The organism is uncultured Arthrobacter sp. (assembly GCF_902805515.1).
Classification (GTDB): Bacteria; Actinomycetota; Actinomycetes; order Actinomycetales; family Micrococcaceae; genus Arthrobacter_D.
On sequence record NZ_CADCTE010000156.1, the window covers coordinates 1 to 23,411 of the forward strand.

The following is a 23,411-nucleotide window of genomic DNA, read 5'->3' on the forward strand; positions in this document are numbered from 1 at the left end:
TTGGTTCCCCCGCCTCTGCCATGCGAATTGTGCGGACGGACCTCAGGCAATGGCAGAGCTAGGCGATTTGCTTGAGGGCGCCGAATCTATAACGATTTGGCACGAGTAGTACCGTACCTCACATCTATCACAATTGTCACATTCAGATCACGACAAGTGTTTCGTCCCTTAAAGCCAGCCCATTGGGTCGACCGGACGCCCGCTAATTAGGACCTCAAAATGGAGGTGGCATCCGGTGGAGGAGCCGGTGCTGCCGCTGGTTCCGACCAAGGCCCCCCGCTGGAGGACGTCCCCCTTGGCAATCTCCATCGAGGCGAGGTGGTTGTAGGTCGTCTCGAGGCCGTTGCCATGGTCGAGGACGACCCGGTTGCCGCCGCCGTAGGGGTGCCAGCCGGCGGACACCACGGTCCCGTCGGCGGCGGCCCGAACCTCTGTGCCGCAGGCGGCGCTGAAGTCCTGCCCCGAGTGGAATTCCCCGGCAAGGCCCGTCATCGGGCTGACGCGGTGGCCGAACCCGGAGGTGCCCTTCAGGGTCTTGAGCGGCCGGGTCAGGGAGCCCTTCACGCCCAGCGGCACCCCCGGCCGGTCGGAGGCGGCAACGATGGCCCGGAGCTGGGTGTCGAAGTCCTGGGAACCCCGAACGGGAACGGGGGTGAAGGTGATGCTTGCCGATTTCGGAGCGCGGACCTCCTGCCGGGCCGGCATGGTTCCGGCGGCCGAGGCCGAGGTGCCTGCGGCCGTAGTCGGCAGGGCCGCCATCAGGACCAACCCCGACACGGCCGCGGCCATGGCCAGCTTCTGTCCGACCCGGTCCGGTGAGCCGCCGGTCCACCGGCCGTTGCGGCGCCGGCTGGTCCGGTGCGCGTCCCGCGGCCGCGGCGCGGGCTGGGCGGGTTCCGCGCGGCGGCGGCCCGAGACCCGGTGTTTCGGCATGCTGTCCCCTTTCACTGCCGATGCCCGCCCAACGCCGGGCAGGCCGCACCGAGGGCGCCGCAGCGGCGGACGCGTCCCGGGAGCGAAAATGCTGTGCGCTCCTGCGGGCCGGCGCCGAGGGCGGGCTTGTCCCCGCGGCTGCGCGGGGATCAGGAGACGATCGGGAACAGTCTCACAGCATCATGCCCCGGCGGCAAAACGGGGCAGCAAACGCCGCCAGCAAACCCCGTCAAGCCGGGTCGGTAAACGGGTCGTCAAGCCGGGTCGGCGGCCCTGGCGGCACGACGGGGTGCACACGGAGCGGCACAGGCCGCGCAACAGATCGGCGGAACGCCCGAGGGCCCGCCCCCGATGAGCCGACGGCGGAAGGCCCCTTTGCGCTAGGCGACGGCGACGAAGACGTGTGCGGCGACCTCGGGCGGCAGTTCAAGGGCGCCCTCGACGCCGGGAACCCGGACCGAGACGTACCCGCCCACGGACTCGAGGTTGAGTGAAGCCCCGGGGCGCAGGCCGCCCTCGGCCAGTTGCGAGAGCAGTTCCGGGTCGACCTGGATCGGCTCGGCGAGGCGCAGCAGGGTGACCGAGGAGCCCGGCCGGTAACCGTCCATTGCCGCAAGCAGCGTCGTCATACCGTCGGTCGTGGACTCGGAGGCAACTCCTCCGATGGCTTCAAGGCCGGGGATCGGGTTGCCGTAGGGCGACTGGGAGGGCTGGCCGAGCAGTTCGTAGAGCCGCCGTTCGACCCGCTCGCTCATGACGTGTTCCCACCGGCAGGCCTCTTCGTGCACGTACGCCCAGTCGAGGCCGATGACGTCGCTCAGCAGCCGTTCGGCCAGCCGGTGCTTGCGCATCACCCCGGTGGCGCGGCGCCGGCCGAGCTCGGTCAGTTCGAGGTGGCGGTCTCCCGAGACGACGACGAGCCCATCGCGTTCCATCCGCCCGATCGTCTGGGACACCGTCGGACCGGAATGGCGCAGCCGTTCGGCGATGCGGGCCCGGAGGGCAACGATGTTCTCTTCCTCGAGCTCAAGGATGGTCCGCAGGTACATCTCGGTGGTATCGATGAGATCCGTCATAACCGTTCGGCTCCTAGGTGCGGCACAGTGCGGGGCAGGTAAGGAAAGCGCGTGCTGCAGCACGTCCGGGTGGGGCCGACCGCGTCCCTACGCCCCCTCAGGTTAACCCATGCAGCTTGCGCCCCGGCAATCCAGTGAGCCCCCGCACCCAGGGCCGTGCCGTTCTTCACAAATAACCCGGCGCACCGGTCCTGGGGCAGAATGAGGCGCGTTGCCCCAATACCCACGATCCGCACGGAGGACCAGTGAGCGAGCCTTTGGACCTGTCGATTCCCACCGATCTGCTGCCCCGGGACGGCCGGTTTGGTGCGGGCCCATCGAAGGTCCGCGGGGAGCAGCTGCGGGCCCTCACCGAGGCCAATCCGTCGATCCTCGGCACCTCCCACCGGCAGAAGCCGGTGAAGAACCTCGTCGGTGCCGTCCGCGAAGGCCTCTCCACCTTCTTCGGGGCGCCGGACGGCTACGAGGTGGTCCTCGGGGTGGGCGGTTCGACCGCGTTCTGGGACGCCGCGGCCTTCGGGCTGGTGGAGTCGAAGGCTCAGCACCTCTCCTTCGGAGAGTTCGGCTCGAAGTTCGCCGCCGCCACCGACAAGGCACCCTTCCTCGAGCGTTCCTCGATCCGCTCCTCCGAGCCCGGGACCCGGCCACGGCCTGCCGCGGAGGCAGGGGTGGACGCCTATGCCTGGCCGCAGAACGAGACCTCGACGGGCGTCGCGGCGCCCGTCGAGCGTGTCGCAGGCGCCGACGACGGGGCACTGGTGCTCATCGACGCCACCTCGGCCGCCGGCGGACTGGCGGTCGACGTCTCCCAGTCCGATGTCTACTACTTCGCGCCGCAGAAGAACTTCGCCTCCGACGGCGGGCTGTGGCTGGGGTTGTTCTCCCCCGCCGCGCTGGAGCGGGCGGCGCGCATCGACGCCTCGGACCGGTGGACCCCGGATTTCCTCAACCTGCAGACGGCGATCGGGAACTCGCAGCTGAACCAGACCTACAACACGCCGTCACTGGCGACCCTGGTGATGCTCAACGCGCAGGTCGAATGGCTTCTCGGCAATGGCGGCATGGAGTTCGCGGCGGCCCGCACCGCCGATTCGGCCGGGCGGGTCTACTCCTGGGCCGAGGCCTCCCCCGTCGCCACCCCCTACGTCGAGCGCCCGGAGGACCGGTCGAACGTCATCGCCACCATCGACATCGCTACGCCGATCCGTGCCGCACGGGTCGCGTCAGTGCTGCGCGCCAACGGCATTGTCGACGTCGAGCCCTACCGGAAGCTCGGCAGGAACCAGCTGCGCATCGCCACCTTCGTCTCGATCGATCCGGACGATGTTTCGGCGCTGCTGGCCTGCATCGACTACGTCATCGAAAGGCTCCCGGCGGACGGTCCGACGGAGTGAGGCCGGCGCGGATGTGCCGCAGGTCAGTCCCCGGGGGCCTGCGGCGCCTCGTGCGTGATCCGCAGCCGCCGGGGAGCGGAACGGTCGTACCGGATCCGGACCTCGTGGTACCGCCAGGCCCAGAACAGCCCGGCGGCCGCCGCCACCAGCCCTGAGGCTGCGGCGACACCGAGGCTCCAGCGCGGCCCGAAGGCATCCGAGACCCAGCCGACGACTGGCGCCCCGAGCGGCGTCCCGCCCAGGAAGATCGCCAGGTACAGCGCCATCACCCGCCCGCGCATCACCTGCTCCGTGGTGGTCTGCACGTAGGCGTTGGCACTGGTGAGAAGCGTGAGGGCGAACAGGCCGACGGGGACCAGGGCGAGGCCGAACAGGATCAGGTTCGGTGCGAGCGCCGCCAGGACACATGCCGCGCCGAAGGCTCCGGCGGCACCAAAGACGAACCGCAGCCGGGGCTGCTCCCGCCGGGCCGACAGCAGCGCACCGACGACCGATCCGATCGCCATGACCGAGGACAGCACCCCGAACACCCCGGCGCCCTGTCCGAACTCGGTGCGGGCCATGGCGGCAATGAACACTGCGAAGTTCAGGCCGAAGGTACCGACAAGGAAGATCGTGAGCAGCACCATCATCAGGTCGGGCCGGCCCCGCACATAACGGAAGCCCTCCCGGATGCGCCCCTTGCCCGGTGTCGATTTGGGTTGGACCTGCAGGTCGGGCGTGCGAAGCACCAGCAGGGTGTACACCATGGCGCCGAAGGTGAGCGCGTTGATCAGGAACACCCACCCGGGCCCGACGGCGGCGGTCAGAAGCCCGGCGACGGCGGGGCCGACGAGGCGGGCGGCGTTGAAGGAGGCGCTGTTGAGGGCCACGGCGTTGGGCAGGTACTCATCGCGCACCAGCTCCGAGGTGAAGGTCTGCCTCGCCGGCGCGTCGAAGGCGGACACGACGCCGAGGGCGAGGGCGAAGGCGTAGACGTGCCAGAGTTCGGCCATGCCAAGCACGACCAGCAGTCCGAGCCCGACGGCGAGCACCGCCATGAGGACCTGCGTCGCCTGCAGCAGCTTCCGGCGGTCAACCGTGTCGGCGACCAGCCCGGCCAGGGGCGAGATCAGCAGCTGCGGGCCGAGCTGGAGGGCCAGGACGATGCCGAGGGCGGAGGCGTTCTGGTCGGTCAGGATGTCGTAGACGAGCCAGTCCTGGGCCGTGCGCTGCATCCACGTCCCGATATTGGAGATCGAGGCGCCGATGAACCACCGGCGGTAGTTCGGGATGCGCAGCGACCGGAACGTGCTCATCAGCGCACTCCCGGACCGTCCGGACCCCTCGACGGCAAGGCGCTAGTCGTCCCGGCCCGGGGTGGAAGGCTCCGCGAAGCCGGGCCCGGCGGCCTCGGACGGCCCCGCTCCGTCCGCTTCGGAAGGTCCGTCAGCGGCGGCGTTGTTAAGCTCCGGCTCCTCGGCGTCGTTCGCGGCCGCAGGTCCGTCGGCGGCGTTGTTTAGCTCCGGCTCCTCGGCGTCGTTCGCGGCCGCAGGTCCGTCGGCTGCGTTGTTAAGCTCCGGCTCCTCGGCAGCGTCCTCGGCCGCAGGCTTGTCGGTGGCGCGGTCAGTGGCGTCGGGAGCCCGGTCAGTGCCCGGCTCGACGCTACCGCCGTCGGTTTCCGGAACCGGCTCCGCGGAGGCTGGATCCTGGGCGGTCGGTTCGGTGGCCGGCTCCGCTGCCGCGGAATCCTGGGCGGCCGACTCGGCGGCGTCCTCATGGTCCTCGGGGCGCACCCGTTCCGACCAGGGCAGCCACTGAGGTGCCAGCAGCGCCGTCTCCGAGGGCAGGAGGCCGACCTCGCAGATCGTCGGCTCCTTGCTGCGCGCCACGCGGGCCAGGGTGATGAACCAGTGCCAGTTCCCGTAGCCGGGGACGAAGGCCTCGAAACGGTGGGTCGTGAGGCGCTCACCCTCGGGGTAGGAGGTGACGTGCCCACCGACCTGCTCGGCCGGGGCCACCTGGAGGATGCCCTCCCGCGCGAAATCGACGGCGGCCGCGAGCACGGCGTCGGGCTTGGCCTGCCGACGGACGGGCCGGCGTTTCACGGGGGCACCGGCGTCGACCGCGTCCGTAGCGGGGGCGGTGGCGGGATCGGTCTCCGGGGCGTCGGTGCGGGCGGGGATCACGGCGGCCTACGCGTCCAGGTCGTCGGCGACTGCGCGCAGCACGGCAGCGACCTTCGACGCGTGGGACTTCTCCGGGTAGCGGCCCCTGCGCAGTCCATTGGACACACCGTCGAGCAGTTTGATGAGGTCCTCGGTGATGACCGCCATATCGTCGGCCTTCTTACGGGTGCCCTTGACCACCGAAGGCGCCGCCTCAAGGATTCGAGCCGAGAGGGCCTGAAGCCCCCGCCGGCCGTCGGCGACTCCGAATTCGAGTTTCGTGCCGACCTTCACCTCGGTCACGCCGGCAGGCAGGGCGGAAGCGTGGAGGAAGACCTCTTTGCCGTCGTCGGTGGCGACGAAGCCGAAGCCCTTCTCAGCGTCGAACCATTTCACTTTGCCGATGGGCACGTAGTTACCTCTTCTTGGTCTGCTGGGGCGGTGTCCGCCTGCTGTCTGGGGGAGCCCGGCGCTGCGGCAGGATTCTGCCCTGGCGGCCACTGCCGGGGAGGTCTTTAAGATAAAAGAATATCCCCTCGGCGCTTACTCGTGTGCGCGGGCGTTCTTGTACGCTGTAAGCGTTATGGAAGCCTCTCAGATCCCAACCCCGCCGGCCGCCGCACCGCAGCGCGGGCGCACCGCCCTGATGCTCGCCGCCGTCAGCTGCGCAGCGCTGGGCCTGGCCTCACTGATTGCGGTCCTGGTGGGAGCCTGGCTGCAGGGATCCGCCTGGCCGGGCTTCGTCTACGCGGCGTTCATCCTGCTGCCGCTGGGTTTCCTGCTGATGACCGCCCTGATCCTTGGCGCGGTCATCACGCGCCGCAGGAGCTGAGGTACCGGCCCCTGCCGCACCAACGCCTCCCGCCCGCCGGGTAATCTGTAGGTAATGTCCGCAATCCGCGCCCTGGCCGACGAGTTGGCCGCCCGCAGCGACTCCGATCTGCGCAGCCTCCTTTCGGCACGCCCCGATCTGTCCCTGCCGCCCGTCCCGGACTTCGCCGCCCTGGCCGCCCGTGCCTCAACGCGCGCCAGCCTCCAGCGGGCACTCGAAAACCTCGCCGAACCGCACCTCCAGGTCCTCGAGGCGGTGCTCATCGCCGCCGAGGACGCCGGCGGCACCGGGGTGGACGCCGCCACGCTGGGCGCCCTCCTCGGCGGCGCGGAACCTCCGATCCTCGAGCCGTTCCTGGCTCAGCTCACCGCACGGGCCCTGCTACAGGCTCCCCCGGTGCTGCAGGACGGAGCGTCGAACGGCCGGGCGCCGGCCGGTCCCTCCTACCGCCCCGTCGGCGCGCTGGCCGAGGCGCTCGGACCCTACCCCGCCGGTCTGGGCCGCCCCCTCGAGACCCTCGTCCGGGTCCTGCCGGGCTTTGGCGGGCAGCTCGTGGAGGCCGTCGACCGGGTGCGGTCGCTCGGCATCGCCCTGGGTCCGGCCCCGGATCCTGAGACCGCCGCCCGTGAGCTGTCCGGCGCCGTCGGACGTCCGGCGGACTGGAAACTCCTGCTGGCCGCGGCCCCGACGGGCACCACGGAGCTGCTTGAGCGGCTCGCCGGAGCACCCGTGGGCGTCGTTCCCGCCGCCGCCCGCGCCGGGTACCGGCCCGGGCACGCCGCGGCTCCGGTGGACTGGCTGCTCGGGCACGGGCTGCTTGCCCCGCTCGACGTCGCCCACGTCGAGCTGCCCCGCAGCGTCGGCCGGGCGGTGCGCGGGCACCGGGTCGCCGCCTCGCTGCAGGCCGCGCCACCGGATCCCGGGCTCCGCCCGGTGCGCCCTGCGGTCCGTGACAACGCCGCCCACAGCGCCCTCGCCGAGACCCTGCGCCTCGTGGATGCCCTGCTGGCCCCCGGCGGGCCCACCCCCGTGGCCACCCTGCGCTCGGGCGGCGTCGGCGTGCGGGAGGTGAAGCGGCTGACCGAGGCGCTGCAGGTCGAGCCGGCCGCCACGCCGTGGCTCCTTGAACTGGCCGCCGGGGCGGGCCTGCTCGGGCTCGACGTCGACGACTCACGATGGAAGCCCACCGGAGCGGCCGCAGCCGCCGCTGGCGACCGGGAGGCGCTGTGGCTGGCGCTGACCGGCGGCTGGCTCGACCTCGAGCGCGCCCCCTCGATGGTGGGGACCAGGTCCCCCGACGGGGCCACCATCAACGCGCTGGCCGCCGAGGCCTCCCGCCCCGACGCACCCCGCGTGCGCCGGCGGGTGCTCGACGCCGCCGTCGAACTGACCACCGAGCACGACGGCACCGCAGCGGCGGGCGTCGATGCCCCCTCCCTGACCGCGCGGCTCGCCTGGCACCAGCCGCGGCTTCGACGGCGGTTCGAACGCCTCGTCCCCGGAATCCTGGCCGAGGCGGAGGCGCTGGGACTCTTCGGCGGTGGTGCCCTGACTCCGATCGGAGAGCTCGTGCAGCAGGACCGCCTGCCCGAGGCCGCCGCAGCGGTCCGGGAAGCCCTCCCGGCGCCCGTGAGCCATTTTGTGGTTCAGGCGGACCTGACCGCCGTCGCACCCGGGTACCTCGACCCGGCGGTGGCGCGGGAGCTGCTGCTGCTGGCGGTGCCCGAGGGCCGGGGGCCGGCCACGACCTACCGGTTCTCCCCGGCCTCGCTCCACCCGGCCCTTGACGCCGGGCAGGACGCAGGCTCGATCCTCGCCTTTTTGACCCGCCATTCGGCAACCGAGCTGCCCCAGGCACTCAGCTACCTCGTCGAAGACACCGCCGCCCGGTACGGGTCCCTTCGAGTGGGAAGCGCGGGCAGCTACCTGCGCACCGAGGACGACGCCGCCGTCGAGGCCCTGCTTGCCGACCCACGGGCCGCCGCGCTGGGCGTGGTCAAGCTGGCTCCGACCGTCGTGGCGGCCCGCGCCGGCGCCGACGAGCTCGCGGCGCTGCTGCGGGACCTCGGCTACACGCCCGCCCCCGAGCATCCGGCCGCGCCCGGCGTCGGTGCCCCTCCCCCGGCCCCCGCCCCACCGTCGACCCCATCGCCGGCCTTACCTGCAGGGCCTACGCGCACCCGGCCCGGCCCCTGGTCGATCACCGAGGAGGAGATCGCCGCCCAGGTGGATTCCCTCCGGGCCGGCGCCCGGCAGGCACCCGACCGGGCGGCGGGCCCCGAAGGTGAAACCCTGCTCGGACTCGAGACGCTGCGCACCGCCATCCGGCAGCGCTCCCCGGTCCGCCTCGGAACCGCCGACAGCCAGGGCAACGCCGTCCGGCAGGTGCTCGTGCCCCTGTCGGTCTCCGGCGGCAGGGTGCGGGTATTCGATCCGGTGCGGCAGGTGGAGAAGGTTGTCTCGGTGCACCGCGTGATGGACGTTGAAATTATCGAAGGGACCTCCGATGGCTGATGGACCGCTGATCGTCCAAAGCGACAAGACCCTCCTGCTGGAGGTCGACCACCCGCAGGCCGACGAGGCGCGCCACGCCATTGCGCCCTTCGCCGAGCTGGAGCGGGCCCCCGAACACGTCCACAGCTACCGCCTGACCCCGCTGGGGCTGTGGAACGCGCGCGCCGCAGGCCTTGACGCCGAGCAGGTCCTCGACACCCTGCTGACGTACTCCCGCTTCCCCGTCCCCCACTCCCTGCTGATCGACATCGAGGACACAATGTCCCGCTACGGGCGGCTCCGGCTGGAGAAGGACCCCCAGCACGGGCTGGTCCTGCGCACCACCGATTACCCGGTGCTTGAGGAGGTCCTGCACGCCAGGAAGATCGCCCCCCTGCTCGGCCCGCGCATCGACGGCGAAACCGTCGTCGTTCACTCTTCGCAGCGCGGCCAGCTCAAGCAGCTGCTGCTCAAGCTGGGCTGGCCGGCCGAAGACCTCGCCGGCTACGTCGACGGCACCCCCCACCCGATCGCCCTGACCGAGGACGGCTGGTCGCTGCGCCCCTACCAGAAGCTTGCGGCCGACAATTTCTTCTCCGGCGGGTCCGGGGTGGTGGTGCTGCCCTGCGGCGCCGGCAAGACCATCGTCGGGGCGGCGGCCATGGCCACCAGCCAGACCACCACCCTGATCCTCGTCACGAACACCGTTTCCGCCCGCCAGTGGAAGGACGAACTCCTCAAGCGCACCTCGCTGACCGAGTCGGACATCGGTGAGTACTCGGGCGCCCTCAAGGAGGTCCGGCCGGTGACCATCGCCACCTACCAGGTCCTCACCACCCGGCGCGGCGGGCTCTACCCGCACCTCGAGCTGCTCGATAAGAACGACTGGGGGCTGATCGTCTATGACGAGGTCCACCTGCTCCCGGCGCCCATCTTCAAGATGACGGCCGACCTTCAGGCACGCCGCCGCCTCGGCCTCACCGCCACCCTCGTGCGCGAGGACGGCCGGGAGGGCGAGGTCTTCTCGCTGATCGGGCCCAAACGTTACGACGCCCCCTGGAAGGACATCGAATCCCAGGGGTACATCGCCCCGGCCGACTGCGTCGAGGTCCGCGTCGACCTGCCCCGGGACGAACGCGTCGCCTACGCCATGGCCGAGGACGGCGACAAGTACCGGCTGTGCGCGACGTCGGATACCAAGTCCGGCGTCGTCGAGAAGCTCGCCGCCGCCCACAAGGGCGAACAGCTGCTGGTCATCGGGCAGTACCTTGACCAGCTCGATGACCTCGGCGAACGGCTGAACGCGCCGGTGATCAAGGGTGACACCTCCGTGAAGGAGCGCCAGCGGCTCTTCGCCGCCTTCCGCAGCGGGGAGATTTCGACCCTTGTGGTGTCGAAGGTGGCCAACTTCTCGATCGATCTGCCCGAGGCCTCGGTCGCCATCCAGGTCTCGGGCTCCTTCGGCTCCCGCCAGGAGGAGGCCCAGCGGTTGGGCCGGCTGCTGCGGCCCAAGGCCGACGGGCGCGCCGCCCGCTTCTATACGGTCGTCGCCCGCGACACCCTCGACCAGGACTTCGCCGCCAAGCGGCAGCGCTTCCTCGCCGAGCAGGGCTACGCCTACCGGATCCTCGACGCCGCCGGACTCGCCGGGTGAGGCCGCGGGGTGCGGCAGCTCACGTCGGGCCGGCATCCAGTGAACGTTCAGACAATTTCCAGAAAACGAGCGGATAATGGCGCAGGTGAAGAAACCGACCCCCGAAGCGAAGCTCCTCGTCGTCGACGATGAACCGAACATCCGCGAACTGCTGTCCACCTCACTGCGGTTCGCCGGTTTCGACGTCGTCGCCGCCGGCAATGGGCGGGAGGCCCTGGCCGCGGCCGAGGCCCACAACCCCGACCTCGCCGTCCTCGATGTCATGCTTCCCGACATGGACGGCTTCACCGTCACGAGGCGCCTCCGGGCGGCGGGCCGCCATTTCCCGGTGGTCTTCCTCACCGCGCGGGACGACACCGAAGACAAGGTCACCGGCCTCACCGTCGGCGGCGACGACTACGTGACCAAGCCCTTCAGCCTCGACGAGGTGGTCGCCCGGATCCGGGCCGTGCTGCGCCGGACCCAGCCCCTGTCCGACGACGACGCCGTCATCCGGGTCGACGACCTCGAACTCGACGACGACGCGCACGAGGTGCGCCGGGCCGGGGAGATCATCGAACTGTCCCCCACCGAGTTCAAGCTGCTGCGCTACCTGATGATGAACCCCAACCGGGTGCTCTCCAAGGCGCAGATCCTCGACCACGTGTGGGAGTACGACTTCAACGGGGATGCCTCGATCGTCGAGTCGTACATCTCCTACCTCCGCCGGAAGATCGACAAGAACGCCGACGCGGCGGCACTTATCCAGACAAAGCGGGGCGTGGGTTACCTCCTGCGCTCCACCGACCGACGGTAGGTAGCGGGGCCCTTGATTCGACGGTGGAATTCGGCTTCGCTGCGCTCGCAGCTCGTGGCCATCATGACCCTGCTCATGGTGGTGACCGTGGGCATTACCGGGATCGTGACGGTGTCACTGCTGCGCAACGGGCTGATCGAACGCATGGACGGGGACCTGACCGCCAACGCCCAGAACGTCTCCAACGCCTTCTTCCACGACCGCAGTGCGACCGACCGCCCGCTCCTGCGCTTCTACGGGGCGCTCCTCGGCCCCGACGGCACCATCCTCGAGACCTCACATTCTGCCGCGGAGTCCGACGTTCCCCGGCTTCCGCACCTCACCTCCAAGCAGGTGAACAAGCTCAAGGGTGAGGCGTTCGAGGTGCGCGGCACCGCCCCGGACAGCCCGGGCTGGCGGGTGAAGGTCCTGGAGTACGAGGACGGGCCGCAGACCCTCGCTATCGCCTCCCCCATGACCACGGTGGACGACTCCGTTCAGGAGGCCTCCGAAATCATCTTCACGGTGGGCCTGGTGGCGACGATGATCGCCTCGGCCATCGCCTTCGTCGCCGTGACCCGCCAGTTCCGCCCCCTGGCCCGGGTGGAGCGCACCGCCGCCGCCATCGCGGCCGGGGACCTCTCGCGCCGCGTCGAAGTCGAGCGGCCCGCCACAGAGGTCGGGCGGCTCTCCCGCTCCCTGAACGCCATGCTTGCCCACATCGAGCGGGCCTTCGCCGCGCGCACCGAATCCGAACGGAAAATGCGCCGGTTCGTCGCCGATGCCTCCCACGAGCTGCGCACGCCCCTGGTGACCATCCGCGGGTTCTCGGAGCTCTACCGGCACGGTGCGCTGCAGAAGGAGGAGGACGTCGCGGCGGCCATGGGCCGGATCGAAAGCGAAGCCGTCCGGATGGGCCACCTGGTGGAGGACCTGCTGACCCTCGCACGGATCGACGAGCAGCGGCCGCTCGAGGCCAAGCCCATCGACCTGATGGTCCTCGGCAACGACGCGGCCCTCGACGCCCGGGCGATCGCGCCCGACCGCACCATCACCGTCACCGGGCTCGACGGTGGTGCGCCGCGTCCGGCGCCCACCGTCGGCGATGAGGCCCGCCTGCGGCAGGTGGTGGGCAACCTCATGACCAACGCACTGCGCTACACCCCCGAGGGGACGCCCATCGAAGTCGCCGTCGGGGTGGCCCCCGTCATCCACGGACGGAGCGACTCGGTGATCGAGGTCCGCGACCACGGTCCCGGGATTTCCGAGGAGGACGCCGCGCGCGTCTTCGAACGCTTCTACCGCGCCGACTCCTCCCGGCACCGGGAAACCGGAGGAACCGGGCTGGGGCTCGCCATCGTCGCCGCGCTCGTGGCCCAGCACGACGGCACGGTGAGGCTCGAGGAGACCCCGGGCGGCGGAGCCACCCTGTCCATCCGCCTGCCCCACGCGGTGGACGAGCACCCCCTTGAGTTTTCCTCCACAGACCCCGCCTGAGGCCCGGTTGTCCCCAACCGGACAGGGAGGAGCCCCGCCCGGTCCGGGGTGACCTACAGTTTCCAAACCGGCACCCGCCGGGAGGGACCCTGCCCGGGAGGACTTCATGGCACAGTTCAACGTCGACACCGACAGTCTTGCCGCTCGCAGCGCGCAGGTGCAGGGAACCATCGGCAGGCTGCAGGCCGAGGTCGACTCCATGCAGGCCGGGCTGAGGGAACTCGAGGCGTTGTGGACCGGCCAGGCCGCCGCCAACTTCCAGGCACTCGTCGCCCAGTGGCGGGGAACGCAGGCGAGGGTCGAGGAATCCCTGGCAGCCATCAACGAGGCACTCGCGGCCGCGGGCCGCCACTACGCCGAGGCGGAATTGAACAACGCTCGAATGTTCCTGCCCTGACCACCCGGTCACCGGAGTACCCACCCGCCCTCACCGGAGCCGGTGGACTGCTGGCCCGGGACCCGCCCTTCCGCGGCCGGCTCGACTCCAGTCCCGGAATCCGCTCGGCGGTGACCGTCGTGCTGCCGCAGCCGTTCGTTAACGCGAAGGAGCGGCACCCCCTCGAAAGGGGATGCCGCTCCTGGTCGGCTGGAGAGCCGGAGGTTTGGGGACTAGAAGCCGCCCATTCCGCCCATCTCGTCGGCACCGGGGCCTGCGGGGGCAGCCTTCTCAGGCTTGTCCGCGACAACGGCCTCGGTGGTCAGGAACAGCCCGGCGATCGACGCGGCGTTCTGCAGCGCCGAGCGGGTGACCTTCACGGGGTCGTTGACGCCTGCGGCGAGCAGGTCCTCGTAGACACCGGTTGCGGCGTTGAGGCCGTGGCCGGCGGGCAGGCCGCGGACCTTGTCGGCCACAACACCGGGCTCGAGGCCCGCATTGAAGGCGATCTGCTTCAGCGGAGCATCGATGGCAACGCGGACGATGTTCGCACCGGTTGCCTCGTCGCCGGAGAGCTCGAGGCTGGCAAACGCCTTGGCGCCGGCCTGGATCAGGGCAACGCCGCCACCGGCGACGATGCCCTCTTCGACGGCAGCCTTCGCGTTGCGGACGGCGTCCTCAATGCGGTGCTTGCGCTCCTTGAGCTCGACCTCCGTGGCTGCACCTGCCTTGATGACCGCAACGCCGCCGGCCAGCTTGGCCAGGCGTTCCTGCAGCTTCTCGCGGTCGTAGTCCGAGTCCGAGTTGTCGATCTCGGCACGGATCTGGGCAACGCGGCCGGCGATCGCATCGGCGTCGCCTGCACCCTCGACGATGGTGGTCTCGTCCTTGGTGACGACGACCTTGCGGGCCTGGCCCAGCAGGTCGAGCGTTGCGTTTTCGAGCTTGAGGCCAACCTCTTCGGCGATGACCTGGCCACCGGTGAGGATGGCGATGTCGGCCAGCTGTGCCTTACGGCGGTCGCCGAAGCCCGGAGCCTTGACGGCGACGGACTTGAAGGTGCCACGGATCTTGTTCACCACGAGGGTGGCGAGTGCTTCGCCTTCAACGTCTTCGGCGATGATCAGCAGCGGCTTGCCCGACTGCATGACCTTCTCGAGGACGGCGACGAGATCCTTGACGTTGGAAATCTTCGAGTTGACGATCAGGATGTACGGGTCTTCGAGGACCGTCTCCTGGCGCTCGGCGTCGGTTACGAAGTAACCGGAGATGTAGCCCTTGTCGAAGCGCATGCCTTCGGTGAGCTCGAGTTCGAGCCCGAAGGTGTTCGACTCCTCAACGGTGATGACACCTTCCTTGCCGACCTTGTCGAGCGCCTCGGCGATCAGGTCGCCGATCTGGGTGTCCCCGGCGGAGATCGAAGCCGTGGCGGCGATCTCTTCCTTCGTCTCGATCTCCTTGGCGGAGGCAAGCAGTTCCTCGGTGACAGCCGCGACGGCCTTCTCGATGCCGCGCTTGAGGCTCAGCGGGTCAGCGCCGGCGGCCACGTTGCGGAGGCCTTCCTTGACCAGGGCCTGGGCGAGGACGGTCGCCGTGGTGGTGCCGTCGCCTGCGACATCGTCGGTCTTCTTGGCGACTTCCTTGACCAGCTCGGCGCCGATCTTCTCGAACGGGTCGTCCAGTTCGATTTCCTTGGCGATGGAGACACCATCGTTGGTGATCGTGGGGGCGCCCCACTTCTTCTCGAGGACGACGTTGCGGCCACGCGGGCCCAGCGTCACCTTGACGGCGTCAGCGAGGATGTTCAACCCACGCTCGAGGCCGCGGCGGGCCTCTTCATCAAAAGAAATGATCTTGGCCATAACGGCTTAGGTCCTTTCGGGGACAGTTATGCATTTCAGCAAACGAGTGGTCACCAGCCTGCGGTGCCCGCGACGGACGGGCTTTCCCGGAAACGATCTCTTTACGCTCCGGGTGCACCCTCACCACAGTGGTATGCCTGCTTTGCTCGATGCCCATGACTTAGCAGTCAGCGGGTTCGAGTGCTAAGTCAATAATTAGCACTCCCACCGCATGAGTGCAAGCCGCCGGAACCCGAACGGCCGGGGATGACCCTGAAAGGCGCGGGCCGGATCCGGGGTTCTACCTGATGCGCAGCCGTTCGCCCGGGCATAGCGTAGAAGCAGCACCAACAACCAAGGAGAAATGTGTCAACGACCCCAGACCAGCCCCGCTCCGAATCGGACCCTGTGCCGGACGCAGCGGCCCCGCAGCCAGACGGGTACCCTCTGTCGGGCGGAGCGCGGAAGCACGACGATACCGCCGTGGACCCGCAGGCCCAGCTGTTCGAGCGGAAGGACAACCTGCCGGACGACGGCGACGCCTACCGCGAGCCCGCAGCGCCCTCAGGCCCCCGCCAGGATCCCTACTCCCAGGACCTGTACTCCCAGGATCCCTACGCCCAGGGTTCTTCCACCCAGGATCCTTCCCGGCCGGCCCCGTACGGTGAGTATCAGCCGAGCCCCTACGAGCAGAACCCGTATCAGGGGAGCCAGTACCCGCAGGGACAGTTCCAGCAGGGCCCGCCCCCGGGCGGGCAGTATCCCGCGGGTCAGTTCCAGGGCCAGTTCCAGGGCCAGTACCCGCAGGGCCAGCCGTACGGCGTCCCCGGCTATCCGTATGGCTCGGGCTATCCCGAGCAGAAGTCGCGGCTGGTGGCCGGACTTCTTGGGATCCTGCTCGGTTCGCTGGGCATCCACAGGTTCTACCTCGGATATGTGGGCATCGGCATCGCCCAGATCGCCGTCACCATCGTGACGTTCGGGTTGGGGGCCGTCTGGGGCTTCATCGAGGGCATCATGATCCTCGTGGGCGCCGAGTCCTTCCGGCGGGATGCCAAGGGCGTGCCCCTCAAGGAGTAAGGCAGCAGGCCGGCCGGCATTGAACCGGCCGGCCGTCACCGGACTACTGGAACTCGGGGCCGATGACCACCGTGAGGTCCGGCGACACACCGGTACCGTCCTGCACCGCAGCGATCCCCAGTGCGGAGGCCACGGCTTCGGCACCGGCCCGCTGCTCTGCCCCGTTATAGAAGACGACCGACCCCTCAAGCGGAGCGCCGGCCCAGTTTCCGGGCGACGCGCCGGTCCAGCCGTCGGCGGTCAGGCGCCCGGCCACCGTCCCGGCGAGCCCGGGGACGCCGGTGCTGTTGAGCACGTTGACCTTCTGCGCCTTATCGACGGTCGACTCCGGGTCCTGCGAAGCTGTCGACGTCGCCGGCGCGGACGGTGCCGCTGTGCCGGTGGCCTCCGCGGATCCCGGTTCCGGCGAGCGCAGCCTGTCCGTCGCCGATCCGGTGGGCGCAGGGCTGCTGTCGGCGGCCGCGCCGGCATTGGCCGCGGAGGCGGACCCTGCCCCGCCCATTTCGAGCCGCGGGAGCAGGAAGTAGGCGGCAACGCCCACAAGCAAGGCAAGGACTCCCACGGCGATCTTCAACCCGAGGCCGCTTCCCCGGACGGCGACGAGCCGCTCCCGGTGCACCCCCTGGCGCGACGCCGTCTCAGGGATGCGGTCAAACTCGTCCTGGGGGTACTTGCTCATGCGGTGAAGGGATCCTTGCGTTGGTCAGATGTCGGCGCCGAGGCGGCGGGCGGAGCGTGCACGCTGGCGCGATGTCCGCAGCCTGCGCAGCCTCTTCACGAGCATCGGGTCGTGGGCGAGGGCCGCTTCCGAATCGATCAGCGCATTGAGAACCTGGTAGTAGTGGGTGGCGGACATGTTGAAGAGGTCCCGGATGGCCTGTTCCTTGGCACCGGAGTACTTCCACCACTCACGCTCGAGCGCCAGCATCTGCTGTTCCCGCTCGCTGAGGACGCCCCGGCTGCCGGGGGCCGGGGCAGGTGCCCCCGCTGGCTCGCTCACGCGCCGCTCCTCGTTCTAGGTAATGCTTCCGCACCCATGGTAGTTGCGAATGACATACCTGTCATTCGCAACACCGCCCCTCACACACGTTCCCGGAGCCCCGCGCCGATCGGCCAGAATGAGGGAATGCGCTACGAGGATGTCCCCCTGTTTCCCCTGCCCCCGGCGCCGGAGGCCACCGGGCCCGGTGGAGCCGCAGGCACGCCCGCTTTCCCGTTCGCCGCCCCCGTACCGGTCGCGGCGGTCGTCGCCCCTGACTGGGCGCCTGTCCTGGCACCCCTTGAACCGACAGTCCACCGCCTGGCCGCGCGGCTCGAGGAGGACCGCCGCGCCGGGCACCTGATCCTTCCACAGCCCGCAAATGTCCTCCGGGCCTTCAGCGTCCCCCTGACCGGGGTGAAGGTCGTCATTGTGGGCCAGGACCCCTACCCGACGCCCGGTCATTCGGTCGGGTTGGCATTTTCGGTCGATCCGGCAACCCGGCCGCTGCCCCGGAGCCTCGTCAATATCTACAAGGAACTTTCGGAGGACCTCGGCGTCACCGCCCCCGCCACGGGGGACCTCTCGGGGTGGACCCGGCAGGGCGTCCTGCTGATGAACCGCGTACTGACGGTGCGGGCGGGCGAACCCGCGTCGCACCGCGGCTGGGGCTGGGAGGACGTCACCGACGCGGCGCTGCGCGCGCTTGCGGAACGGGGAGGCCCGCTGGTCGCCGTCCTGTGGGGCCGGGACGCCCTCAAGCTCAAGCCCGTGTTCACCGGTGTGCCCACGGTGGAGTCGGCGCACCCCAGCCCGCTCTCCGCCTCCCGCGGCTTCTTCGGGTCACGGCCCTTCAGCCGGGTCAACGCCCTCCTGCGGCAGCAGGGTGCGGACCCGGTGGACTGGCTGGCGGGCTGAGGCTACCGTCGGCGGTTCCGCCGCCGCTCGTTGCTGCCCAGACCGCGGGTGAGCGGCCGGGCGAGGTTGTCGCCGAGCACCACCCCGCCGGCGACCGCGAGGATGACGGTGAACGCGTTGAACAGCCCCAGGGCGCCGGCGCTTGGAATGCCGGTGTTGGTGGTCAGCATGTACATCGAACGGAAGATGGAGAGGCCCGGGTAGAGGAACATGACCGCCGGCACCGCCAGCACCAGCTGAGGTGCGCCCATGCGCAGCGCCACGATGCGTGACAGCGCGCCGATCAGTACGGCCGCCAGCGCCGGCGCCAACCGGTACCCCACCCCCGCATTGATCGCCGAGATCCACAGGACGTAGCCGGCCGTGCCCACCAGGGCCGTGGGAACCACAAGGGAAAGGTCCGTCTGCTCGGTGACGGCGAACATCGCCACGGCAATGAAAATCAGCACCGCGATCACCGGCCAGGGGTACGGCGACGCCGGGGCCGCGAGCAGCTCGAGGTCCGGGATGCCGATGGCCGCACCGAACACCAGTGCGACGGCGATTCCCGAGACCACCCCACCGAAAATCAGCAGTGCCGACAGGAACCGTCCCGCCGCGGTGACCGGGAACCCGTTGATGGCGTCCTGGGTGGCCGAAACCAGCCGGCCGGCGGGCAGGAGCAGCAGGATGCCGCCGACCACCACCAGCGACGGCGCGATCGGCACCTCGAGCCACCAGAACAGCATGGCGATCAGGGTGGCCATCGCCGAGGACGTGGCGACGGAGAAGAACTCCGGCACCCTCCACCGGCCGAGCTGTCTCGAGACAAGGTCGACCAGGATACAGCTGCCCAGCCCGATCAGGGCCCCAAGCACTCCCCCGCCGATGAAGGCGACGATGGCTGCACCGAAGATCCCGAACGCGGCGGTGACCATCCAGCGCGGGAACGGCTTGGGCCGCCGGGTGATCTGTTCGAGGCGCTGGGCCGCTTCGATGCGCGAGACACCGCCGGCGGCGATATCGGAGACGAGCTGGTGGATCGCCGTCAGTCCCGCATAGTTGTTGGTCCAGGACCGCACCACGCGCAGCACCGTGGTGGGCGTCTGGTCCTTGGCCGAGTAGTTGATCACCACCGACTGGTTGGTGATGTCCACCTCGATGTGCTCAAGGCCCAGGGCCGCGGTGACGGCGATAATGCTTGTCTCGACCTCAAGGGCGCCGGCGCCGTAGCGGAACATCGTCTCGGCCAGGCTGAGGGCGAAGTCGAGGGTCTTGCGGGCGCTGGCATCCGGTCCCCCCACCTGGATGGTCGGGTTGGCGTAGGGGCTGCCGGCGAGCCGCTCGACGATGCTCATCGCCTGGGTCGGCGGCTCCTCCCCCTGGACGAGCCGGCGGAGTACGTTCCGCGCCGCAGCGTTCGAGCGGTCCGGGCGCACGGTGCGCGGCGTCGTCGGCAGCGCGTCCGTGGGCGACGGCGCCCGTGAGGGACGCCGGGCGGGCCGCGGGCGGGGCTTGGCACCCGGCGTCGAGGGCTGCACGGGGCCCGGTGCGGCCGGCTGCTTGGCACCGGAGACAGCCGGTCGTTGGGCGCCCTGCGCCGGAGGCGACGGGTCGCCGCCGGGCTTTCGTGCGACCGACGGACTTTCGGCCGACGGCGGACGGACGGGTCGCTGGATCACCGGCAGCGGGCCCGCCGCTGGTGAGGGATTGGTTTCGGGCTTCCGGCCCCCGTTCGGGCCGGCCTTGTCATCCACGGTGTATTCCCTGCCTTGCTGCCCGCGGGCTGTTCTTCGATCAGTAGAAGGGCTGCTGGTGCCGGCGCCAGTAGATCTGGCGGGCCACCCGCTCGCCCACGGCGGTCCACAGTCGATACTTCTTCTCGTTCAGGGCGAGGTCCCAGCAGCCGGTGAAGTCGGTGACGATCTTGGAGAAGCTCGTCTTGAAGAGGCCGAGGCCGTGGTGCGGGTGGGAGGTGTCCTTGAGCCGGTCGGCGGGCGGGGTTCCGCAGAAGTCGTACTCGCGGATGGCGAACTCGTCCTTAAGGTCGTTGATGGCCGTCCACTGCAGCAGGTGGGAGTCCCCGTACTGTGAACGCCCGGGCTTCGACCCGCCGTCCTTGTAGGTTCCCTTGCTGCCGTAATTGATGATGAAGGCCCCCACCGAGGGCTCGCCGTCCTCGTAGACGAAGTAGAGGCGGCCCTGGCCTGCGGCGGCGAAGTTCCCCCAGAACCGGCTGTAGTACTCGAAGGAGCGCAGGCGGGCGGCCGAGCGGTCCTCGATGTGGGCCATCAGCCGGTACATGATGCCGAAGTTTTCCTCGGTCGGCTCGACCCGGCGCACTTCAACGCCTTCCCGCAGGGCCCGGCGCACGGCGTTGCGGCCGCGGGAGGAGAGGTTGCGCAGCAGCTGGTTCGACTCCGGTGTGGTGTCGAGGAGGGCCGTATGGTCATTCGGCTGCAGGTCGAAGGTCTTGTGCAGGCCGGCGGCGGTGAAGAGCTGGCGGACCTCCGGAGAGTCGACGATATCGGGTTCGATCTTCACCGCGAAGACGTTCAGGCGGGACGCGGAGGTGAAGTCCTTCAGCGCGTCGAGCATGGCCGGCACGTGGGCCGGCTCGGCCGCGCCCGGGCCCTTGATCAGATACCAGAGCCTGCCAAGGACCGGGAAGGACTTCTCGAGCACGAGGTTGTAGCTGGAGTACTGGGCGGACTCGAAGACCAGGAACCGCGGCGTCCACCCGTGATGCGACTTCACCTCGGCGAAAGAGGCCGACTGCAGGACATTTCCGCCGTCCGGGTTGGATGGAACGAGGTCGTCCCACTTGTCCTGCTCCGCTTTCGTGGCGAAACGCGCGGTGAAGTTGATCAAGTTGCCTTCTCTGCTGGTGGCCCGGAGGTGGCCGGCGGGGTTCCGGCGCACGGATTTACCCGCCCAAGTCTAACTGTTGCGCCGAAGACGGACCGCATGACGCGACGCGGGAACCGCTTTGGCCCGCAGGAGCATTCGACCTCGGTAGCATCGGGACATGGACTTTCGATACCTCGGCAACAGTGGACTGAAAATCTCCGAAATCACCTACGGGAACTGGCTGACCCACGGGTCGCAGGTGGAAAACGATGTGGCGATGCGGTGCGTCCGCGCCGCGCTCGACGTCGGCATCAGCACGTTTGACACCGCCGACGCCTACGCGAATACGGCGGCGGAGACGGTGCTGGGCGAGGCGCTGAAGGGCGAGCGCCGGGAGACCCTCGAGATCTTCACCAAGGTCTACTGGCCCACCGGGTCCAAGGGCCACAACGAGGTGGGGCTGTCCCGCAAGCACATCCGGGACTCCATCGACGGCTCCCTGCGCCGCCTGCAGACGGACTACGTCGATCTGTACCAGGCGCACCGGTACGACAGCGAGACCCCGCTTGAGGAGACGATGCAGGCCTTCGCCGACGTCGTCCGCCAGGGCAAGGCCCTCTATATCGGGGTCAGCGAATGGACGGCGGACCAGATCCGCGCCGGGCACGCCCTGGCCCGGGAGCTGGGAATCCAGCTGATCTCCAACCAGCCGCAGTACTCGATGCTGTGGCGGGTGATCGAGGAGGAGGTCGTACCGGCCTCCGAGGAGCTGGGCCTGTCCCAGATCGTCTGGTCCCCGATCGCCCAGGGCGTCCTGACCGGCAAATACCTGCCGGGAAGGGAACCCGAAGCGGGGACCCGCGCCGCGGACGAGAAGGGCGGCGCCGCAGTGATCAAGCGCTGGATGGAGGACGACGTCCTTACCGGCGTGCAGCGGCTGAAGCCGATCGCCGACGGCGTCGGACTCACGATGGCCCAGCTGGCCATCGCCTGGGTGCTGCAGAACCGCAATGTCGCCTCCGCCATCATCGGCGCCTCCCGGCCGGAGCAGGTTGAGTCAAACGCCGCGGCCTCCGGCGTCGTCCTTGAGGCGGACGTTATGGCGGCCATCGATGAAACGCTCGGCGCACTCGCCGAACGGGACCCGGCCCGCACGCAGTCCCCCGAGAAGCGGCCGGCCTGATGGGCAGCTCACGCATCGCCGTCACGGGCGCATCGGGGAAGCTGGGCCGCAGCGTGGTGCGCGGCCTGCGGGAGGCGGGCCACACGGTCCTCGAACTCGACCAGCACGGCGAGCGCGGCGACGGTTTCCTGCGGATCGACCTGCGCGACTACGGGCAGGTGCTCGACGCCCTGCTCGGCGTGGACGGCGTACACGATGGCTTCGACGCCGTGGTGCACCTTGCGGCGATCCCCGCCCCGGGGATCACGGCGGACGCGGCGACTTTCGCGAACAACATGGCGTGCACCTACAACGTCTTCCAGGCGTGCCGGCGCGCCGGCATCCGGCGGATCGTCTACGCCTCGAGCGAGACCGTCCAGGGCCTGCCCTTCGACACGGATCCCCCGTACCTGCCCGTCGACGAGGAGTATCCCGCACGCCCCGAGAGCACCTATTCCCTGGTGAAGCACCTCGAGGAGCAGATGGCCGCCGAGCTCGCCCGGTGGGATCCCGCCCTGAGCATCACGGCCCTCCGCTTCTCCAATGTGATGGACCCGGAGGACTACGACGAATTCCCCTCCTTCGACGCCGACGCCCGGCTGCGGAAGTGGAACCTGTGGGGATACATTGACGGCCGCGACGGCGCGCAGGCGGTGCAGAAGGCACTCGAGCATGCCGGGCCGGGCTTCGACACCTTCCTGATCGCCGCCGCCGATACGGTGATGACCCGCTCCAGCGCGGAGCTGGCCGCCGAGGTGTTTCCGGCGGTGGAGTTCCGCAGGGACGTCGACGGGAACGGAACGCTGCTCTCCATCGATAAGGCGCGCCGGGTGCTCGGCTTCGAACCCCGGCACAGCTGGCGGGACCCCCGGTAAGGGCGGCGACTACCGACAGGGAAAAAAGATCAGTAGGCTTACTGATGAAGGATGGACAGTGCGCCCACCGCAACGAGAGGTGAAACCATGACCGAAGAGAACCTCCCCGACGAGGACCTCACCATCATCACCGACGACGAGCTCGAAGTGGAGGAAAGGTCGCTGGCCGACCTGGATCCGCTGACCGGGGAGGACGCTGACCTGTACCCGGGCGCGGCGGAGGACAACCCGGACCGGTGGCAGGAGGACCCGCTGCTCCAGGGCGAAGGGTACGACGAAGAGGATGACTCGCGGCTCACCGACCAGATCCTCCGCGACGAAACTGCGCGGGCACGGTGGGAGCACGGTGACGAGCAGATCCCTCCGGACGTCCCCACGCTGGGAGAGGCCTCCGACGACGTCGACTTCGGCATCGGCGAGGACGACGAGGTGGACTCGAGCGACGATCCCTCCAACAGCGGCGGATCGCCGCTGAGCCATCTCGACGACAAGGACCTCCAGTAGGCATCCAGTCGAGTTGCCCGCGCGACGGCGGCCGCCCCTTTGGAGA

Annotated in this window: 22 protein-coding genes; 12 read left to right on the forward strand and 10 right to left on the reverse strand. The window is 69.6% G+C overall.

The annotated features are described in order from the left end of the window. Positions 1–168: 168 nt before the first annotated feature. Both QZX79_RS14210 and QZX79_RS14215 read right to left on the reverse strand, forming a co-directional pair. The gene (locus QZX79_RS14210) at positions 169–933 is read right to left on the reverse strand and encodes a M23 family metallopeptidase (RefSeq protein WP_294569151.1); all 765 of its coding nucleotides are present in this window, start codon (positions 931–933) and stop codon (positions 169–171) included. Positions 934–1,313: 380 nt separating this feature from the next. Next, positions 1,314–2,009, reverse strand: coding sequence for a metal-dependent transcriptional regulator (locus tag QZX79_RS14215; RefSeq protein ID WP_294569152.1), 696 nt, complete (start codon positions 2,007–2,009; stop codon positions 1,314–1,316). 245 nt (positions 2,010–2,254) lie between these two features. On the opposite strand from QZX79_RS14215, the gene serC reads away from it, so the two are divergent. After that, on the forward strand, positions 2,255–3,403 hold the full coding sequence (gene serC / locus QZX79_RS14220) for a phosphoserine transaminase (RefSeq protein ID WP_294569154.1): 1,149 nt from the start codon (positions 2,255–2,257) through the stop codon (positions 3,401–3,403). Positions 3,404–3,426: 23 nt separating this feature from the next. Here serC and QZX79_RS14225 read toward each other — a convergent pair whose 3' ends face one another. The 3 genes from QZX79_RS14225 to QZX79_RS14235 are packed head-to-tail and all read right to left on the reverse strand — an operon-like array spanning position 3,427 to position 5,961. Further along, a complete protein-coding gene (locus QZX79_RS14225; protein WP_294569157.1) occupies positions 3,427–4,701 on the reverse strand; it encodes an MFS transporter in 1,275 nt (424 codons plus the stop codon). 42 nt (positions 4,702–4,743) lie between these two features. Then, the gene (locus QZX79_RS14230) at positions 4,744–5,571 is read right to left on the reverse strand and encodes a DUF3027 domain-containing protein (RefSeq protein ID WP_294569159.1); all 828 of its coding nucleotides are present in this window, start codon (positions 5,569–5,571) and stop codon (positions 4,744–4,746) included. Positions 5,572–5,577: 6 nt separating this feature from the next. Continuing rightward, a complete protein-coding gene (locus QZX79_RS14235; protein ID WP_294569161.1) occupies positions 5,578–5,961 on the reverse strand; it encodes a cold-shock protein in 384 nt (127 codons plus the stop codon). Between the two features lie 172 nt (positions 5,962–6,133). Here QZX79_RS14235 and QZX79_RS14240 point away from each other — a divergent pair, with 172 nt between their 5' ends. The 6 genes from QZX79_RS14240 to QZX79_RS14265 all read left to right on the forward strand — a co-directional run bounded on the left by QZX79_RS14240 (position 6,134) and on the right by QZX79_RS14265 (position 13,198). Next, positions 6,134–6,382: a hypothetical protein gene (locus QZX79_RS14240; protein ID WP_294569163.1), complete on the forward strand. Its 249-nt coding sequence runs from the start codon at positions 6,134–6,136 to the stop codon at positions 6,380–6,382. A gap of 54 nt (positions 6,383–6,436) precedes the next feature. Next, positions 6,437–8,896, forward strand: a complete 2,460-nt coding sequence (locus tag QZX79_RS14245) for a helicase-associated domain-containing protein (protein ID WP_294569165.1) — start codon at positions 6,437–6,439, stop codon at positions 8,894–8,896. Further along, positions 8,889–10,529, forward strand: a complete 1,641-nt coding sequence (locus QZX79_RS14250; RefSeq protein ID WP_294569167.1) for a DNA repair helicase XPB — start codon at positions 8,889–8,891, stop codon at positions 10,527–10,529. The genes QZX79_RS14245 and QZX79_RS14250 overlap by 8 nt, the downstream gene beginning before the upstream one ends. A gap of 76 nt (positions 10,530–10,605) precedes the next feature. Further along, a complete protein-coding gene (locus tag QZX79_RS14255) occupies positions 10,606–11,325 on the forward strand; it encodes a response regulator transcription factor (RefSeq protein WP_159619328.1) in 720 nt (239 codons plus the stop codon). Positions 11,326–11,337: 12 nt separating this feature from the next. Further along, positions 11,338–12,801 (forward strand): cell wall metabolism sensor histidine kinase WalK, encoded by a 1,464-nt coding sequence (locus QZX79_RS14260; protein ID WP_294569172.1) that lies wholly within the window; start codon positions 11,338–11,340, stop codon positions 12,799–12,801. A gap of 106 nt (positions 12,802–12,907) precedes the next feature. Further along, the gene (locus QZX79_RS14265; protein WP_294569174.1) at positions 12,908–13,198 is read left to right on the forward strand and encodes a WXG100 family type VII secretion target; all 291 of its coding nucleotides are present in this window, start codon (positions 12,908–12,910) and stop codon (positions 13,196–13,198) included. A gap of 212 nt (positions 13,199–13,410) precedes the next feature. Here QZX79_RS14265 and groL read toward each other — a convergent pair whose 3' ends face one another. Continuing rightward, positions 13,411–15,039 (reverse strand): chaperonin GroEL, encoded by a 1,629-nt coding sequence (gene groL / locus QZX79_RS14270; RefSeq protein WP_120169909.1) that lies wholly within the window; start codon positions 15,037–15,039, stop codon positions 13,411–13,413. A gap of 345 nt (positions 15,040–15,384) precedes the next feature. Here groL and QZX79_RS14275 point away from each other — a divergent pair, with 345 nt between their 5' ends. Next, on the forward strand, positions 15,385–16,098 hold the full coding sequence (locus QZX79_RS14275; protein WP_294569177.1) for a TM2 domain-containing protein: 714 nt from the start codon (positions 15,385–15,387) through the stop codon (positions 16,096–16,098). Between the two features lie 43 nt (positions 16,099–16,141). Here QZX79_RS14275 and QZX79_RS14280 read toward each other — a convergent pair whose 3' ends face one another. Both QZX79_RS14280 and QZX79_RS14285 read right to left on the reverse strand, forming a co-directional pair. Next, entirely contained in the window at positions 16,142–16,777 is a 636-nt protein-coding gene (locus QZX79_RS14280) for a LytR C-terminal domain-containing protein (RefSeq protein ID WP_294569179.1), read from the reverse strand. Between the two features lie 24 nt (positions 16,778–16,801). Then, the gene (locus QZX79_RS14285) at positions 16,802–17,098 is read right to left on the reverse strand and encodes a DUF3263 domain-containing protein (protein WP_120169905.1); all 297 of its coding nucleotides are present in this window, start codon (positions 17,096–17,098) and stop codon (positions 16,802–16,804) included. Between the two features lie 126 nt (positions 17,099–17,224). Here QZX79_RS14285 and QZX79_RS14290 point away from each other — a divergent pair, with 126 nt between their 5' ends. Next, a complete protein-coding gene (locus QZX79_RS14290) occupies positions 17,225–17,995 on the forward strand; it encodes a uracil-DNA glycosylase (RefSeq protein ID WP_294569182.1) in 771 nt (256 codons plus the stop codon). A 2-nt stretch (positions 17,996–17,997) separates the two neighbouring features. Here QZX79_RS14290 and QZX79_RS14295 read toward each other — a convergent pair whose 3' ends face one another. Next, positions 17,998–19,731 (reverse strand): threonine/serine exporter ThrE family protein, encoded by a 1,734-nt coding sequence (locus QZX79_RS14295; protein WP_294569183.1) that lies wholly within the window; start codon positions 19,729–19,731, stop codon positions 17,998–18,000. Positions 19,732–19,771: 40 nt separating this feature from the next. Further along, positions 19,772–20,845, reverse strand: a complete 1,074-nt coding sequence (locus tag QZX79_RS14300) for a peptidoglycan bridge formation glycyltransferase FemA/FemB family protein (protein ID WP_294569184.1) — start codon at positions 20,843–20,845, stop codon at positions 19,772–19,774. Between the two features lie 157 nt (positions 20,846–21,002). On the opposite strand from QZX79_RS14300, the gene QZX79_RS14305 reads away from it, so the two are divergent. The 3 genes from QZX79_RS14305 (at position 21,003) to QZX79_RS14315 (ending at position 23,365) form a co-directional block, all read left to right on the forward strand. After that, entirely contained in the window at positions 21,003–22,007 is a 1,005-nt protein-coding gene (locus tag QZX79_RS14305) for an aldo/keto reductase family protein (RefSeq protein WP_294569185.1), read from the forward strand. Next, positions 22,007–22,861 carry an NAD(P)-dependent oxidoreductase gene (locus QZX79_RS14310; RefSeq protein ID WP_294569187.1) on the forward strand — a complete coding sequence of 285 codons (855 nt, stop codon included), beginning with the start codon at positions 22,007–22,009 and terminating at the stop codon, positions 22,859–22,861. Before QZX79_RS14305 ends, QZX79_RS14310 begins: the two co-directional genes overlap by 1 nt. A gap of 87 nt (positions 22,862–22,948) precedes the next feature. Continuing rightward, entirely contained in the window at positions 22,949–23,365 is a 417-nt protein-coding gene (locus QZX79_RS14315; RefSeq protein WP_294569189.1) for a hypothetical protein, read from the forward strand. The last annotated feature ends 46 nt before the right edge of the window (positions 23,366–23,411 follow it).

Excerpts from the sequence above, each read along its gene's own strand:
- QZX79_RS14210 (WP_294569151.1), bottom strand. The coding sequence starts at position 933 with ATGCCGAAACACCGGGTCTCGGGCCGCCGCCGCGCGGAACCCGCCCAG.
- QZX79_RS14215 (WP_294569152.1), bottom strand. The coding sequence starts at position 2,009 with ATGACGGATCTCATCGATACCACCGAGATGTACCTGCGGACCATCCTT.
- QZX79_RS14225 (WP_294569157.1), bottom strand. The coding sequence starts at position 4,701 with ATGAGCACGTTCCGGTCGCTGCGCATCCCGAACTACCGCCGGTGGTTC.
- QZX79_RS14240 (WP_294569163.1), top strand. The coding sequence starts at position 6,134 with ATGGAAGCCTCTCAGATCCCAACCCCGCCGGCCGCCGCACCGCAGCGC.
- QZX79_RS14245 (WP_294569165.1), top strand. The coding sequence starts at position 6,437 with ATGTCCGCAATCCGCGCCCTGGCCGACGAGTTGGCCGCCCGCAGCGAC.
- QZX79_RS14250 (WP_294569167.1), top strand. The coding sequence starts at position 8,889 with ATGGCTGATGGACCGCTGATCGTCCAAAGCGACAAGACCCTCCTGCTG.
- QZX79_RS14255 (WP_159619328.1), top strand. The coding sequence starts at position 10,606 with ATGGCGCAGGTGAAGAAACCGACCCCCGAAGCGAAGCTCCTCGTCGTC.
- QZX79_RS14265 (WP_294569174.1), top strand. The coding sequence starts at position 12,908 with ATGGCACAGTTCAACGTCGACACCGACAGTCTTGCCGCTCGCAGCGCG.
- groL (WP_120169909.1), bottom strand. The coding sequence starts at position 15,039 with ATGGCCAAGATCATTTCTTTTGATGAAGAGGCCCGCCGCGGCCTCGAG.
- QZX79_RS14280 (WP_294569179.1), bottom strand. The coding sequence starts at position 16,777 with ATGAGCAAGTACCCCCAGGACGAGTTTGACCGCATCCCTGAGACGGCG.
- QZX79_RS14290 (WP_294569182.1), top strand. The coding sequence starts at position 17,225 with ATGCGCTACGAGGATGTCCCCCTGTTTCCCCTGCCCCCGGCGCCGGAG.
- QZX79_RS14305 (WP_294569185.1), top strand. The coding sequence starts at position 21,003 with ATGGACTTTCGATACCTCGGCAACAGTGGACTGAAAATCTCCGAAATC.
- QZX79_RS14310 (WP_294569187.1), top strand. The coding sequence starts at position 22,007 with ATGGGCAGCTCACGCATCGCCGTCACGGGCGCATCGGGGAAGCTGGGC.
- QZX79_RS14315 (WP_294569189.1), top strand. The coding sequence starts at position 22,949 with ATGACCGAAGAGAACCTCCCCGACGAGGACCTCACCATCATCACCGAC.